This is a genomic window from Pseudomonas kuykendallii (genome assembly GCF_900106975.1).
Lineage (GTDB): Bacteria > Pseudomonadota > Gammaproteobacteria > Pseudomonadales > Pseudomonadaceae > Pseudomonas_O > Pseudomonas_O kuykendallii.
Genome location: NZ_FNNU01000005.1, coordinates 407,690 through 420,986, shown reverse-complemented (window position 1 = coordinate 420,986; position 13,297 = coordinate 407,690). Strand labels below are relative to the sequence as shown.

Annotated in this window: 11 protein-coding genes; 7 read left to right on the top strand and 4 right to left on the bottom strand. The window is 65.8% G+C overall.

The annotated features are described in order from the left end of the window. Positions 1-33 precede the first annotated feature (33 nt). Entirely contained in the window at positions 34-780 is a 747-nt protein-coding gene (locus BLV15_RS17885) for a sulfite exporter TauE/SafE family protein (RefSeq protein WP_245728221.1), read from the top strand. Between the two features lie 12 nt (positions 781-792). Here the strand turns inward: BLV15_RS17885 and BLV15_RS17880 are convergent, their stop codons facing one another. Beyond that, positions 793-1,647 (bottom strand): LysR substrate-binding domain-containing protein, encoded by an 855-nt coding sequence (locus tag BLV15_RS17880; protein WP_090231044.1) that lies wholly within the window; start codon positions 1,645-1,647, stop codon positions 793-795. Positions 1,648-1,849: 202 nt separating this feature from the next. Between BLV15_RS17880 and BLV15_RS17875 the strand changes: the two genes are divergently transcribed. From BLV15_RS17875 to BLV15_RS17865, 3 genes are all read left to right on the top strand, one after another. Further along, positions 1,850-2,104, top strand: coding sequence for a DUF1127 domain-containing protein (locus BLV15_RS17875; RefSeq protein ID WP_090231043.1), 255 nt, complete (start codon positions 1,850-1,852; stop codon positions 2,102-2,104). Positions 2,105-2,266: 162 nt separating this feature from the next. Continuing rightward, positions 2,267-3,208 carry a DMT family transporter gene (locus BLV15_RS17870; RefSeq protein ID WP_090231042.1) on the top strand — a complete coding sequence of 314 codons (942 nt, stop codon included), beginning with the start codon at positions 2,267-2,269 and terminating at the stop codon, positions 3,206-3,208. Continuing rightward, the gene (locus BLV15_RS17865; protein WP_090231041.1) at positions 3,195-4,400 is read left to right on the top strand and encodes a winged helix-turn-helix domain-containing protein; all 1,206 of its coding nucleotides are present in this window, start codon (positions 3,195-3,197) and stop codon (positions 4,398-4,400) included. The genes BLV15_RS17870 and BLV15_RS17865 overlap by 14 nt, the downstream gene beginning before the upstream one ends. Positions 4,401-4,404: 4 nt before the next feature. Here the strand turns inward: BLV15_RS17865 and BLV15_RS17860 are convergent, their stop codons facing one another. Continuing rightward, a complete protein-coding gene (locus BLV15_RS17860; RefSeq protein WP_090231040.1) occupies positions 4,405-5,751 on the bottom strand; it encodes a class II 3-deoxy-7-phosphoheptulonate synthase in 1,347 nt (448 codons plus the stop codon). A gap of 142 nt (positions 5,752-5,893) precedes the next feature. Here BLV15_RS17860 and BLV15_RS17855 point away from each other — a divergent pair, with 142 nt between their 5' ends. From BLV15_RS17855 to BLV15_RS17845, 3 genes are all read left to right on the top strand, one after another. Then, positions 5,894-6,643 (top strand): spermidine synthase, encoded by a 750-nt coding sequence (locus BLV15_RS17855; RefSeq protein WP_090231039.1) that lies wholly within the window; start codon positions 5,894-5,896, stop codon positions 6,641-6,643. A 136-nt stretch (positions 6,644-6,779) separates the two neighbouring features. Continuing rightward, complete coding sequence (locus tag BLV15_RS17850; protein WP_090231038.1) at positions 6,780-8,945, top strand: methyl-accepting chemotaxis protein; 2,166 nt, start codon at positions 6,780-6,782, stop codon at positions 8,943-8,945. Positions 8,946-9,381: 436 nt separating this feature from the next. After that, positions 9,382-11,043: a DEAD/DEAH box helicase gene (locus BLV15_RS17845; RefSeq protein ID WP_090231037.1), complete on the top strand. Its 1,662-nt coding sequence runs from the start codon at positions 9,382-9,384 to the stop codon at positions 11,041-11,043. 66 nt (positions 11,044-11,109) lie between these two features. Here BLV15_RS17845 and BLV15_RS17840 read toward each other — a convergent pair whose 3' ends face one another. Next, positions 11,110-11,880 carry a DODA-type extradiol aromatic ring-opening family dioxygenase gene (locus BLV15_RS17840; RefSeq protein ID WP_090231092.1) on the bottom strand — a complete coding sequence of 257 codons (771 nt, stop codon included), beginning with the start codon at positions 11,878-11,880 and terminating at the stop codon, positions 11,110-11,112. Between the two features lie 188 nt (positions 11,881-12,068). After that, positions 12,069-13,286 carry a beta-ketoacyl-ACP synthase I gene (gene fabB / locus BLV15_RS17835; protein ID WP_090231036.1) on the bottom strand — a complete coding sequence of 406 codons (1,218 nt, stop codon included), beginning with the start codon at positions 13,284-13,286 and terminating at the stop codon, positions 12,069-12,071. Positions 13,287-13,297 lie beyond the last annotated feature (11 nt).

Below are 13,297 nucleotides of genomic sequence, written 5' to 3'. Positions count from 1 at the left end.
GCCCGCGTTTTTTCCGAGTACCTGATGATGAGTCTGCTGGACGTGCTGTTGGATTTGTTGCTGGGCCTGGTGCTCGGCACCATCGGAGGATTGTTCGGGATTGGCGGCGGGCTGATCGCGATTCCGGTGATCGGCCTGTTCTTCGGTCTGGATCAGCAGATGGCGCAGGGAACGGCGCTGGTGATGGTGGTGCCGAACGTCGTGCTCGCGGTCTGGCGCTACAACCAGCACAACCGAATCGACCTTCGCCAGGCCGCCGCGCTGGCGATTCCCGGCCTTAGCTGCGCGCTGCTGGCGTCGCGCCTGGCGCTGAGCCTGCCGGCCGAGGTGATGCGCCTGTTCTTCGTGGTGTTCCTGCTGGTGCTGGCGTTCTACAACTTCTATCGACTGGTCACCCGCGCGCCCTCGGGCGGTGCGCAGTTGCGCCACGGGCTGTTCGCGCTTGGTGTGCTCGGTGCGATTGCCGGCGTGATGGGCGGATTGATGGCGGTGGGCAGCGCGGTGGTCGCCACGCCGGGGTTGACCAGTCTGTTCGGCGCCTCCCAGGTGGTCGCCCAGGGGCTGTCTCTGGCGCTGGCGTTGCCGAGCACCTTCGTGACCCTGGTCAGCTATGCGCTGCATGGCGAAGTGGACTGGGCGCTGGGGATCCCGATGGCCATCGGCGGGCTGCTCAGCATCAGCTGGGGCGTGCGCCTGGCGCATACGTTGCCGGAACAGGCACTGCGGGCCGGTTTCTGCCTGTTCCTGGTGATCAGTGCGGTGGCGCTCTACCTCAAGTGAGCGCCGCGTCGCTCAGAGCTTGAAGCCTTCGGCGATGTGTTCGGCCAGGCATTCGGTAATCGGTCCCTGGCTCGATGCGTTGCGCAGCAGCATGATGTTCGCCACCGGCAACTCGCAGAGTCCTTCGGCCTCGCCGAGGATGCGCATGTCGGCGGTGATCAGGCTCTGCAACTGAGCGGTGACGGCCAGCCCGGCGCTGACCACCGCCATGATCGCCGACAGGCTCGGGCTGGTGTAGGCGATGCGGTAAGGCCGGTCGAGGCTGGTCAGCGCGTTGCAGGCCCAGTCACGGCAGAAACAGTCGGTGTTGAACATCGCCAGGGGAATCGGATTCTGCTCGTGCGGCGTGAAGCCGTTTGCTTCGGCCCAGACGAAGCGCTCCTGACGCAGCAGTTGGCCGATTTCCTTGCCCGGCTCACGGGTGACGATGGTCAGGTCGAGGTCCTGCCGCTGCAACAGCTGCAGAGAGGATTCGCAATGCACGTCCACCTGCACCAGTGGATAGGCCTGGGCGAAGCGCGACAGGATTCCCGGCAGAAAGCGCATCACGTAGTCGTCCGGCGTGCCGATGCGCACGGCGCCGATCATGTGCGGTTCGCGCAGCGTGGTGAACACCTCGCCATGCAGCTTGAGGATTCGCCGGGCGAAACCCAGCAGCACCTGGCCTTCCGCCGTCAGCCGGATCTGCCGCCCGTCGCGGGCGAACAGTGAGCGCTGCAGCACGTCTTCCTCCAGCCGCTTCATCTGCATGCTCACCGCCGACTGCGTGCGGTTGACCATCTTCGCCGCTCGGGTGAAACCGCCGTTGTCGGCGATCGCGACGAAGGTGCGCAGCAACTCGGTATCGATGCTGGGGAAGCTGCTCATTCATCAATATCCAAGATGCTACGCATAAGAAACATTCGTTGGATTGATCTTAAGCTGCAGCCGAGACTGTTGCCAATCCCTTCTCCGATACGCAGTCGATTCGGTGTCGGGCGTGCAGGATCGTCCAAGAGCTCCGGGCTTTCGCCGGATAGATTCCTGGACGAATCAATCGGTCCGCGGACCCGTTCCGCTCGGAGGCAGCATGAAAAAACAACAGCAAGGCTACGCTCTGGTAGTGCGCCCAACGTCTTACCTGCCGCTGTGGCGGCGGCTGGCACAACGCGTCAGGTCCTGGCGCGCGCTCTCGGTACAGCGTCATCGTCTCGCGACCCTGGGCGAGGCGACGTTGAAGGACCTCGGCCTCTCGCGCGCCGATATCGAGCAGGAAATCCATCGCCCGTTCTGGGACGGCCCGGCGGAGAGCGACGTGCTCAGGGACGACCGGTCGCATGATTGAGGTTATCCTTGCCGCCTCTCGGAAACTGTTCATGATCGCGTCAGTTGTGACGTTCCCGGATCGTGAACAGGTTCTCCGGGAGGGTTCTTTCCCGCCAGCCTCCAACAAGGGTATCCGCGTGTCCTTCCAAGCCGTTCCCTCCTGCCTGGCCGGAGTCCGTCGATGAGCGGACGCAAGAGTGCCGATGTCCAGGCATTCCTCCTGATGGTGCTGCTCTGCGCGATCTGGGGTGGTCAGCAGGTGTCGATCAAGCTGGCCGCCGGCGACATCGCGCCCGTCATGCAGGTGGCGTTGCGTTCGGTCATCTCTGGGTTGCTGATGCTGATTCCGCTGTGCTGGAGCGGTGCCTGGGCCACGGGGAAGGGCACGCGCACGGTCGGCATGTTCGCCGGTTCGCTGTTCGCCCTGGAGTTCTGCCTGGTCGCCGTGGGGCTGCAATACACGTCGGCCTCGCACATGGTGGTGTTCCTCTACACCGCGCCGATCTTCTCCGCGCTGGGCCTGCACCTGCTGCAGCCCACCGAACGCCTGCGTCCCTTGCAGTGGATGGGTATCGGCGTGTGTTTCGTTGGTATCGGCGTGGCCTTCAGTGGCGGCTTCAGCCGGGCGATGGGCACGAGCGTGCTGATCGGCGATGCCCTCGGGGTGCTGGCGGGGCTGGCGTGGGGCGCGACCACGGTGGTGGTGCGTTGCTCGAAACTGTCCGACGCACCGCCCAGCCTGACGTTGTTCTACCAACTGTCGATGGCGGTGGTTTTGCTGCTGGCCTACGCCGCGCTGAGCGGGCAACTGGATCACGTCCGGCTGACCGGCGTCAGCGTCGCCAGCCTGATGTTCCAGGGACTGGTCGTGTCCTTCTTCAGCTTCTTCATGTGGTTCTGGCTGCTGCGCCGCTATCGCGCGGCGAACCTAGGCGTGTTCACCTTCATGACCCCGCTGTTCGGTGTCAGCTTCGGTGTGATGATCCTCGGCGAAAAACTGGCGCCCAGCTTCATCGCCGCCGCGCTGCTGGTGCTGGCCGGTATCGGCCTGGTGAATGGCGAGGCCTTGCTGCGCAAGGCGTTCCGCCTGCGGGCAGCCGGGAGTGTCGATGCGCGGCAGTGATTCGCTCTCGCTGAAGCAGGCCCGGCGCCTGGCACTGTCGGCCCAGCAGTTCGGCAAGCCGATCGGGACGGTCGACACGCGCCGCGTGCGCGGGCTGATCGAACGCCTCGGCGTGTTGCAGATCGACTCGGTCAACGCGCTGGTGCGCTCGCACTACCTGCCGCTCTTCTCCCGCCTGGGCGACTATCCCGCCGCGCTGCTCGAGGAACTGGCCTGGGGGCCGAAACGGCGCCGTTCGCTGTTCGAATACTGGGGCCATGAGGCGTCGCTGATGCCGCTGTCTTGCTACCCGCTGTTGCGTTGGCGTATGCGCCGCGCCGAGCAGGGCATCGGAATCTATGACTGGCTGTCGCGTTTCGGTCGCGAGCATCCGCAGGCGATCGCCCAGGTGCTGCAGGCGGTGCGCGAACAGGGGCCGCTGAGCGCGGGCGCGCTTGCCAAACGGGTGGAGAAGGCCGGCCCCTGGTGGGATTGGAGCAAGGAAAAGGCCGCGCTGGAATGGCTGTTCGCCGCCGGCCAGGTGAGCGTCGCCGGGCGGCGTGGTTTCGAGCGTCTCTACGACCTCACCGAGCGGGTGCTGCCCGCGGCGCTGGTCAATGCGCCCGAACTGGAGACGGCACAGGCGCAACGCGGCCTGCTGCTGCATGCGATGCAGGCGCTGGGTGTCGCCACGGAAAAGGACCTGCGCGACTATTTCCGGCTGACTCCGACGGACAGCAAGGCGCGTCTGGCGGAGCTGGTCGAGGCCGGCACGTTCCGGCGCGTCGGCGTCGAGGGGTGGCAGACGCCGGCGTACTGCCTCGGCGAGCCGCGCATCCCGCGCAAGGTCGAGGCCAGCGCGCTGCTGTCGCCGTTCGATTCGCTGGTATGGGAGCGGGCGCGCACCGAGCGACTGTTCGATTTCCGCTACCGGCTGGAGATCTATACCCCGGCGCACAAGCGCGTGTACGGCTACTACGTGCTGCCGTTCCTGCACGGCGAACGCCTCGTCGGCCGCGTCGACCTGCGTGCCGAGCGCGCCCATGGCCGCCTGGCGGTGCACGGCGTGCATGCGGAAAGTACGGGGTTGGACGATGCGGCGCTGGCCGCGCTCGCCGGCCAGCTACGAGCGATGGCCGGCTGGCTGGGCCTCGCGGAGGTGGCGTTGACCGGCAGTGGAGAACTGGACGCGCGGCTCCGGGCCGCGCTCTAGAAGCTCAGCGGCGAACCTGTTTCAGCGTCTCGGCGATCATGAAGGCCAGTTCCAGCGACTGGTCGGCATTGAGCCGCGGGTCGCAATGGGTGTGGTAGCGATCCGATAGGCCGTCCTCGGTGATCGGCCGGGCGCCGCCGATGCATTCGGTGACGTTCTGCCCGGTCATCTCGATGTGGATGCCGCCGGCGTAGCTGCCCTCGGCCTGGTGCACGTCGAAGAACTGCTTCACCTCGCCGAGAATCTGCGCGAAGTCGCGTGTCTTGTAGCCGCTGGACGCCTTGATGGTGTTGCCGTGCATGGGGTCGGAACTCCACAGCACCTGGCGGCCTTCGCCCTGCACGGCGCGAACCAGGCGCGGCAGATTGGCTTCGACCTTGTCCGCGCCCATGCGCACGATCAGGTTGAGGCGGCCGGGATCGTTCTCCGGGTTGAGGATGTCGATCAGGCGGATCAGCTCGTCGGTGTCCATACTCGGGCCGACCTTGACGCCGATGGGGTTGCCGACTCCGCTGAGGAATTCCACGTGGGCGCCGTCCAGCTGGCGCGTGCGGTCGCCGATCCAGAGCATGTGCGCCGAGCAGTCGTAGCATTCGCCGGTCAGGCTGTCGCGACGGACGAAGGCTTCCTCGTAATTCAGCAGCAGCGCCTCGTGGGCGGTGAAGAAACTCGCCTCGCGCAGCTGCGGCGCGCTGTCCAGGCCGCAGGCGCGCATGAACGCGAGGGTCTCGTCGATGCGGTCGGCGAGCTGGCTGTAGCGTTCGGTCAGCGCCGAGTTGGCGATGAAATCCAGGTTCCACTTGTGCACCTGGTGCACGTCGGCGAAACCGCCCTGGGCGAAGGCGCGCAGCAGGTTGAGGCTGGCGGTGGACTGGTGGTAGGCCTGAAGCAGCCGCTCCGGGTCCGGAATGCGGCTCTTCTCGTCGAAGCCGATGCCGTTGACGATGTCGCCGCGGTACGCCGGCAGGGTCACACCGTCGATGGTCTCGTTGCCGGAGGAGCGCGGCTTGGCGAATTGCCCGGCCATGCGTCCGACCTTCACCACCGGGCAGCCGGCGGCGAAGGTCATCACGATGGCCATCTGCAGCAGCACCTTGAAGGTGTCGCGAATCTTCGCCGCGGAGAACTCGAAGAAGCTTTCCGCGCAATCGCCGCCCTGCAGCAGGAAGGCGCGACCGTGGGTGACCTCGGCGAACTGCCGGCGCAGCTCGCGCGCCTCGCCGGCGAACACCAGCGGCGGATAGCTGGCCAGCGTGCGCTCGACCTGTGCCAGGTGCGCGGCGTCGGGGTATTCGGGTTGCTGCTGGATCGGCTTGCTTCTCCAGCTATCGGGGCTCCAGGTCTGGCTCATTGCGTGCTCTGTTCGTCGAAGGGCGGCGGTGCGGCATGGTAACCGATCATCCGCCGGGCCGCCGATAGAGCGCCTGTATGGCGACGGGGTGAAATCGCCTCGTGCAGCCTCTAAGATGCGCCGAGCCAACGAGGAGTCGGGAATGGAACGAGAGGAACGCCTGCTGGCCGAAGTGCGCGACGACTTCGGCCTGATCCGGGTGCTGGAGGTGGGTGATTATCGCTTCCTCGAATTCGGGGATTCGGTCGAGCAGAGCTGCGTGTTCGTCCGCGATCCGAGTTGGCTGGAGTACGACTACACCCGCGCCATGCTGATCGGCGCGCTCTGCCACGAGGCGCCCGAAACCGCGCTGTTCCTCGGCCTGGGTGCCGGCAACCTGACCCAGGCGTGCCTGCGCTTCCTGCCGCTGGAGGATGTCGAGGTCATCGAGCTGCGCCCCGACGTGCCGCGGCTCGCCATGGAATTCCTCGGCCTGACCGACGATCCGCGGCTGACCATCCGCATCGGCGACGCGCTGGATTTGCTGGACTCGGCGGAAACCGCCGACCTGATCTTCGTCGACCTTTATACCGACCAGGGGCCGGGCGTCGGCCACCTGGCCTGGAAATTCCTCGAAGCCTGCCAGCTCAAGCTCAATCCGGGTGGCTGGCTGGTGATCAACCAGTGGGCCACCACCGACGGCAAGCCGCTGGGCGCGGCGCTGCTGCGCGGCCTCTACCATCGGCATTATTGGGAGTGTCCGGTGAAGGAGGGCAACGTCATCCTGCTGGTGCCGGCCGACCTCGAGCAGTCGCTCGACATGGACGCCCTGCGTGCGCGCTGCAAGACACTGGAAGGTCGGCTCGGTTATTCGCTGGATTCGCTGCTCGCCGCGTTGCGCCCGTCGAGCTAGAGCGGCGGGTCGAAAACCCGCCTTGTGTCAGGTCTCGTCCGATACCCGACTGCAATGGTCCGGAACTTGCTCTGGATGATGTCGCATTGATATCAGATTCGATGTGCCTCGTTCGCAGAAGTCAAGGAGTCGGGCCATGTATCTTCGCAGTGAATCCATGCAGCTAACCTCCGCCGAAAGAAGCTGGTTACCGGTGTTCGGCAAGACCGGGAAACTGGCGATGGGCTGGGCCTGCCGCGCCAACCGATCGATCTATCCCATTATCGAGCAGACGTTCGAGGGCATCGCCGAGACCCGCGTGAAGCTCCTGCAGAACTGGACGCAGGAGCAGTGGGACCATCTGGCCGAGCTGGCGACCACCCTAGCCCGCGAGTTCGACGCCCTGGACCCGCGCGTGCTTGGCGAAAAACTGCTCCAGGCCAGGGATTTCTCGGAGCTTTTCGTCGTCTCGCCAGGTGGCGAGGTGATCGCATCGACGCACCAGGCGCACTGCAACGGCAAGGATCTCGACCCGCGTGCACTGTCGCAGGGCCTCAGGCAGCCTTTTCTGCACGGCCCCTACACCGATCCGCTGACCCTGAAGATCGGACCTTCCTCCTCGCGCTTCCACGATGAAGTGACGCTGATGTTCTATCAGCCGCTGATGCTCGATGGCACCACCCTGGGCTGCCTGTGTGGCCGCGTGCCGAACGACGTGCTGGGCGATCTGATCCAGCGCGAGGCCGGGCACATCTATACGGAATCCGGCGACAACTATCTGTTCATGGTGCGTTCGGATTTCGACCCCTCCATCCAGCCGGGCGTGGCGCTGTCCCGCTCGCGTTTCGAGGATGACACCTTCACCCTCGGCGAAAACCTGCGCAGCGGCGTCAATACCGATTGGGGCCCGGTGCGCATCCAGCGCCACACCGAGCTGGAGCTGCGCTTCATCGACCCGGCGACCAAGCAGTTGCACCCCGGCGTGCGGGAGACCATCCGCAACGGTTCGAACCTGTTCGTCACCTATCCCGGCTACTCGGATTACCGGCACATTCCGGTGATCGGCAAGGGCGTCACCTTCCAGTTGCCCGGCTCGCCGGACCGCTGGGGAATGATGTGCGAGGCGGACCTGGAAGAGGTCTATCGGCGCCGCTCGCTGAGCTTCAACCTGATGAAGCCTTACGTTTTCACCATGCTGGGTGTGCTCGGCTGCAATTTCATCGTGCAGCACTACAGCGGCCTCAGCCTGGCCTGGATCGACGGGTTGCAACTGCTGAGCATGCTGTTCGCCGCGTTGCTGTTCTCCACCCTGGGTCCGAGGCGGCTGGCGGCGCGGATGAACGAGCTCACCGGGGTCATCCGTACGCTCGCCGAGGGCGAAGGCAACCTCAGCCAGCGCCTGGACGTCGCGCGCATGGCGAACGACGAGACCGGCGACATGGGACGCTGGATCAACAGCTTCATCGACAACCTGGACGGTATCGTCGGGCAGGTGATCAATGCGTCCCTCACCGTCGGCAGGACCAACGAGATGATGCTTGGGCGCAGCCAGGAGGCGAACATGACGTCCGGCGAGGTCGCGGAGGCGGTCCACCGCATGATGGTCATCGTCGAGGGACAACTGGGCGAAATCCAGCAGGCGTCGATGACCGCGGAAGAGATGAAGCGGGCGATGGACGAGGTGGTCGGGCGTGCCCGCGAGCAGTTCCAGGCCGTGCGCGCCGGCACGCAGAACATCCGCGACGTGGTCGAGCGCTCGTCCAGCAGCGTGCAGATGCTCGACAGCCGCATGTCGCAGATCGGCAGCATCGTCGGGCTGATTTCGGACATCACCAACCAGACCAACCTGCTGGCCCTCAACGCCGCCATCGAGGCCGCGCGTGCCGGCGACCATGGACGCGGTTTTGCGGTGGTCGCCGACGAGGTACGCACCCTGGCGGCGCGCACGTCCAAGGCGGCGGAAGAGATTCGCCAGGTGGTCGAAGGGCTGCAGGGAGAAACCCAGCAGGCCGTGGCGTTCATGGAGGAGGGCGTGAAGGATGTCGACGACAGTCTGCGCCTGGCCGAGGAGGCCTCGTCGGAGAACGTCCAGTTGCACCAGGCGGTCGAGCGGATGTTCAACATCATCCAGCAGCTCAACGAAAGCAGCCTGGACTACGGCAAGACCATCCAGCAGGTCGACCAGGCATCCGGGGAAATGCGCCAGACCGTCATCGTGCTGCAGAACAGCGCCGAAACCGTGCGGCTGAATGCCAACAAGCTGCAGAAGCTGGTCGGCCAATTCGAGGTCAGCTCGGTAGGGGGCTTGTCGGCCGCCTACTGAGGCGGATGGCGACTTCAGGGAAGCGGCCACGCCTGCTGTCAGAAGGCCTCTAGCCTGGGGACTTCAGGCCGCCCCGCTGAATCTTCGCGCCACGCGCGGGTCAGAATGCTTCGCCGCCGAGGCGTTCGGTCCGGGGCGCGCGGTAGCGGGACTTGCTTCGGCGCTGGCTAAGTACGCGTCGTCCGTCGAAAAAACCTGCCCACAGGTCAGGTTTTTCCGGTATGATGCGCGCCCGCCGTAAAGCCGGCCCCGTTACTGTGCACCTCACGAAGCGCTGCTTCGGTTGCACACGCAAGGCGGGCATCTAGTTTCATTCATTCATCACGCGTTCTCGCAAATTCTCGCCGACCAGGCTGCCAGGGTGACCCAAAAGGTCCTACACGGCATGTGCAGCCTTGGAACAATGGGTCTTTGCGGATGCACACGAGGCAGACCCATGACCCAGGAACTCGGCGGCTTCGCCGCGCTCGGACTCAATCCCAACGTACTCGCAGCCGTTATCGCAACCGGCTACGAAGAGCCGTCGGCCATCCAATTGCAGTCGATTCCGGTGATCCTCGCCGGCCACGACATGATCGGCCAGGCGCAGACTGGTACCGGCAAGACCGCGGCTTTCGCCCTGCCGATCCTGTCGCGCATCGACCCGGCCAAGAAAGAACCCCAGGCGCTGATCCTCGCGCCGACCCGCGAGCTGGCCCTGCAGGTCGCCACCGCGTTCGAAACCTACGCCAAGCAGATGCCCGGCCTGAACGTCATCGCCGTCTATGGCGGCGCGCCGATGGGCCCGCAGCTCAAGGCCATACGCCAGGGCGCCCAGGTCATCGTCGCCACGCCGGGTCGCCTGGTCGACCACCTGCGTCGTGACGAGAAGGTCCTGTCGACCATCCAGCACCTGGTACTCGACGAAGCGGACGAAATGCTCAAGCTCGGCTTCATGGACGACCTCGAAGTGATCTTCCAGGCCATGCCGGAGTCCCGCCAGAGCGTGTTGTTCTCCGCCACGCTGCCGCACTCGATCCGCTCCATCGCCGAAAAGCACCTGAAAGAGCCGAAGCACGTCAAGATCGAGACCAAGACTCAGACCGTGACCGCGATCGAGCAGGCGCACCTGATGGTGCATGCCGACCAGAAAGTCGCCGCCGTCTGCCGTCTGCTGGAGGTCGAGGACTTCGACGCCCTGATCGCCTTCGTGCGCACCAAGCAGGCCACCCTGGACCTCGCGTCGGCGCTGGAAGCCAAGGGCTACAAGGTGGCCGCACTGAACGGCGACATCGCGCAGAACCAGCGTGAGCGCGTCATCGAATCGCTCAAGGATGGCCGTCTGGACATCGTCGTCGCCACCGACGTCGCCGCCCGTGGCCTGGACGTGCCGCGCATCACCCACGTGATGAACGTCGACATGCCCTACGATCCGGAGTCCTACGTGCACCGCATCGGCCGTACCGGCCGCGCCGGGCGTGCCGGTCGCGCGCTGCTGCTGGTCACCCCGCGCGAGCGCCGCATGCTGCAGGTGATCGAGCGCGTCACCGGGCAGAAAGTCGCCGAGGTGCGTCTGCCCGACAGCCAGCAGGTGCTCGATGCGCGCATCCGCAAGCTGACCACCAGCCTCTCGCCCCTGGTGGCCGATGCCGAAGCCAGCCACGGCGATCTGCTCGACCGTCTGATCGCCGACATCGGCTGCAGCCCGCGTGCCCTCGCCGCAGCGCTGCTGCGCAAGGCCACCAACGGCCAGGCGCTGACCCTTGCCGAAGTCGAGCGCGAGCAGCCGCTGGTGCCAAGCGCCGGCGCTCCGCGCGAACGCCGTGAGCGTGATGGCGAGCGCAGCGGCGAACGCCGTGCGCCGGTTCCGCTGGCTGAAGGCCGCGTGCGTTGCCGCACCGCGCTGGGCACTCGCGACGGCATCGCCGCGAAGAACCTGCTCGGCGCCATCCTCAACGAAGGTGGTCTGGTCCGCGAAGCCATCGGTCGCATTCAGGTCCGCGAGAGCTTCAGCCTGGTGGAGCTGCCGGAAGACGGCCTGGACCGCCTTCTGGGCAAGCTCAAGGACACTCGTGTTGCCGGCAAGCAGCTGAAGCTGCGTCGCTATCGCGAGGATTGATCCTTCGCTGAATGAAAAAGCCCCGCCAGTGCGGGGCTTTTTCATGGGCGCTGGAAAGTGTTGCGCTCAGTCGAAGCGGTAGATGTCCATCCCCAGCGCGCCTAGGGTGAAGCCGGCGTGCGCGACACTGAACGTCGGCCCGCCAGCCGCGCGGGCGAAGTACAGCGGCAGCAAGTGTTCATCACTGGGGTGATTGCGCGCCGCGAATGGCGCCTGGCGACGGTAGTCGAGCAGCGCGGCCTCGTCGTCGCCGGCCAGGCGCTCGACCATCCAGTCGCGAAACGCGCTCGCCCAGGGCTCGATGCGGTCCGGCCCGGCGTGCCAGTCCAGTTCGCCGAGGTTGTGGGTGATGCTCCCGGAGCCAACGAGCAGCACGTCGCTCTCACGCAGGCCGGCGAGCGCGCGCCCCACCTGCTGCTGGAAAGCCGGGCCGCGGCGCGACGGCAGGGACAGCTGTAGCACGGGGATATCTGTCTGCGGGTACATCAGCCGCATCGGCACCCAGGCGCCATGGTCGCGCGGACGCTGCGGGTCGAGCTGGGCATCGAGCCCGGCCTGGCGGAGCTGCGCGATCACCTCGTCGGCCAGGTCAGGCGCGCCCGGTGCCGGGTAGTCGACGGCGTACAACGCCGGCGGGAAGCCGTAGAAGTCGTGCCAGGTTTCCGGCTGCACGGCATTGCCGACCAGCAGGTCGGGGCTCTCCCAGTGCGCGGATACCACCAGCACCGCTCGCGGGCGCGGCAGGCTGGCGGCCAGGCGCGCCAGGGCCGGGCCACTGGCGCCGGGTTCCAGGGCGAGCATCGGCGAACCGTGGGAAATGAACAGACTGGGCAGCATGGTGAACTCCTTGATCAGGCCTTCATCTTCGACAGCGCCGTGCGGTGTTTCCAGCGGAAAATTCCAATGCGTATGAACGAATCCGCCGATGCAGAGCACGACGGAGCGATGATCGTGGCGATGCGCCGACATGCGTCGCGACAATGAAAAACGGCGCCCTGGGGCGCCGTTTTCGTCATCGCGATCGATCAGTTCTGGAAGCGTTTCAGCACCAGGGTGGCGTTGGTGCCACCGAAGCCGAAGCTGTTGCTCATCACCGTGTCGATCTTGGCGTTCTCGCGGGTCTTCAGCAGGATCGGCAGGTCGCCGACCTCGGCGTCCAGCTCGTCGATGTTGGCCGAACCGGCCATGAAGTTGCCTTCCATCATCAGCATGCAGTAGATCGCTTCCTGGACGCCGGCGGCGCCGAGGGAATGACCGGACAGGCTCTTGGTGGAGCTGATCGCCGGAGCCTTGTCACCGAACATGTTGCGCACGGCCTTGATTTCGGCGACGTCGCCCACCGGCGTGGAGGTGCCGTGGGTGTTCAGGTAGTCGATCGGCTGGTCGACGGTGCTCATCGCCAGCTGCATGCAGCGCAGCGCGCCTTCGCCGCTCGGCGCGACCATGTCGTAGCCGTCGGAGGTGGCGCCGTAGCCAACGATTTCGGCGTAGATCTTCGCACCGCGCTTGAGGGCGTGTTCGAGTTCCTCGACCACCACCATGCCGCCGCCACCGGCGATGACGAAACCGTCACGCTTGGCGTCGTAGGCGCGCGAGGCTTTTTCCGGCGTGTCGTTGTACTGGGTGGAGAGGGCGCCCATGGCGTCGAACAGGCAGCTCTGGCTCCAATGCTCCTCTTCACCGCCGCCGGCGAAGACCATGTCCTGCTTGCCCAACTGGATCTGCTCCATGGCGCTGCCGATGCAGTGCGCGCTGGTGGCGCAGGCCGAGGAGATCGAGAAGTTGACGCCCTTGATCTTGAACGGCGTGGCCAGGCAGGCGGAAACGGTGCTGCCCATGGTGCGGGTGACGCGGTATGGACCGATGCGCTTGACGCCTTTCTCGCGCAGCGTGTCGATGGCTTCCATCTGGTTCAGCGTCGAGGCACCGCCGGAACCGGCGATCAGGCCGACGCGCGGCGAGGAGATCTGCTCCTCGCTCAGGCCGGCGTCCTCGATGGCCTGCTGCATCGCCAGGTAGGCGTAGGCGGCGGCATCGCCCATGAAGCGGAACAGCTTGCGGTCGATCAGTTCTTCGAGGTTCAGCTGCACCGAGCCGGAGACATGGCTGCGCAGGCCCATCTCGGCGTATTCCGGGTTGAAGCGGATCCCTGCACGGCCGGCGCGCAGGTTGGCTGAGACGGTGTCTTTGTCATTGCCCAGGCAGGAAACGATACCCAGACCGGTGATTACGACGCGGCGCATGCGGATAACCC

What these genes read in the sequence shown, in the direction of transcription:
- BLV15_RS17860 (WP_090231040.1), bottom strand. Translation starts at nt 5,751, where the DNA reads ATGAGCCAGACCTGGAGCCCCGATAGCTGGAGAAGCAAGCCGATCCAG.
- BLV15_RS17855 (WP_090231039.1), top strand. Translation starts at nt 5,894, where the DNA reads ATGGAACGAGAGGAACGCCTGCTGGCCGAAGTGCGCGACGACTTCGGC.
- BLV15_RS17845 (WP_090231037.1), top strand. Translation starts at nt 9,382, where the DNA reads ATGACCCAGGAACTCGGCGGCTTCGCCGCGCTCGGACTCAATCCCAAC.
- BLV15_RS17870 (WP_090231042.1), top strand. Translation starts at nt 2,267, where the DNA reads ATGAGCGGACGCAAGAGTGCCGATGTCCAGGCATTCCTCCTGATGGTG.
- BLV15_RS17840 (WP_090231092.1), bottom strand. Translation starts at nt 11,880, where the DNA reads ATGCTGCCCAGTCTGTTCATTTCCCACGGTTCGCCGATGCTCGCCCTG.
- BLV15_RS17865 (WP_090231041.1), top strand. Translation starts at nt 3,195, where the DNA reads ATGCGCGGCAGTGATTCGCTCTCGCTGAAGCAGGCCCGGCGCCTGGCA.
- BLV15_RS17850 (WP_090231038.1), top strand. Translation starts at nt 6,780, where the DNA reads ATGTATCTTCGCAGTGAATCCATGCAGCTAACCTCCGCCGAAAGAAGC.
- BLV15_RS17880 (WP_090231044.1), bottom strand. Translation starts at nt 1,647, where the DNA reads ATGAGCAGCTTCCCCAGCATCGATACCGAGTTGCTGCGCACCTTCGTC.
- BLV15_RS17875 (WP_090231043.1), top strand. Translation starts at nt 1,850, where the DNA reads ATGAAAAAACAACAGCAAGGCTACGCTCTGGTAGTGCGCCCAACGTCT.
- fabB (WP_090231036.1), bottom strand. Translation starts at nt 13,286, where the DNA reads ATGCGCCGCGTCGTAATCACCGGTCTGGGTATCGTTTCCTGCCTGGGC.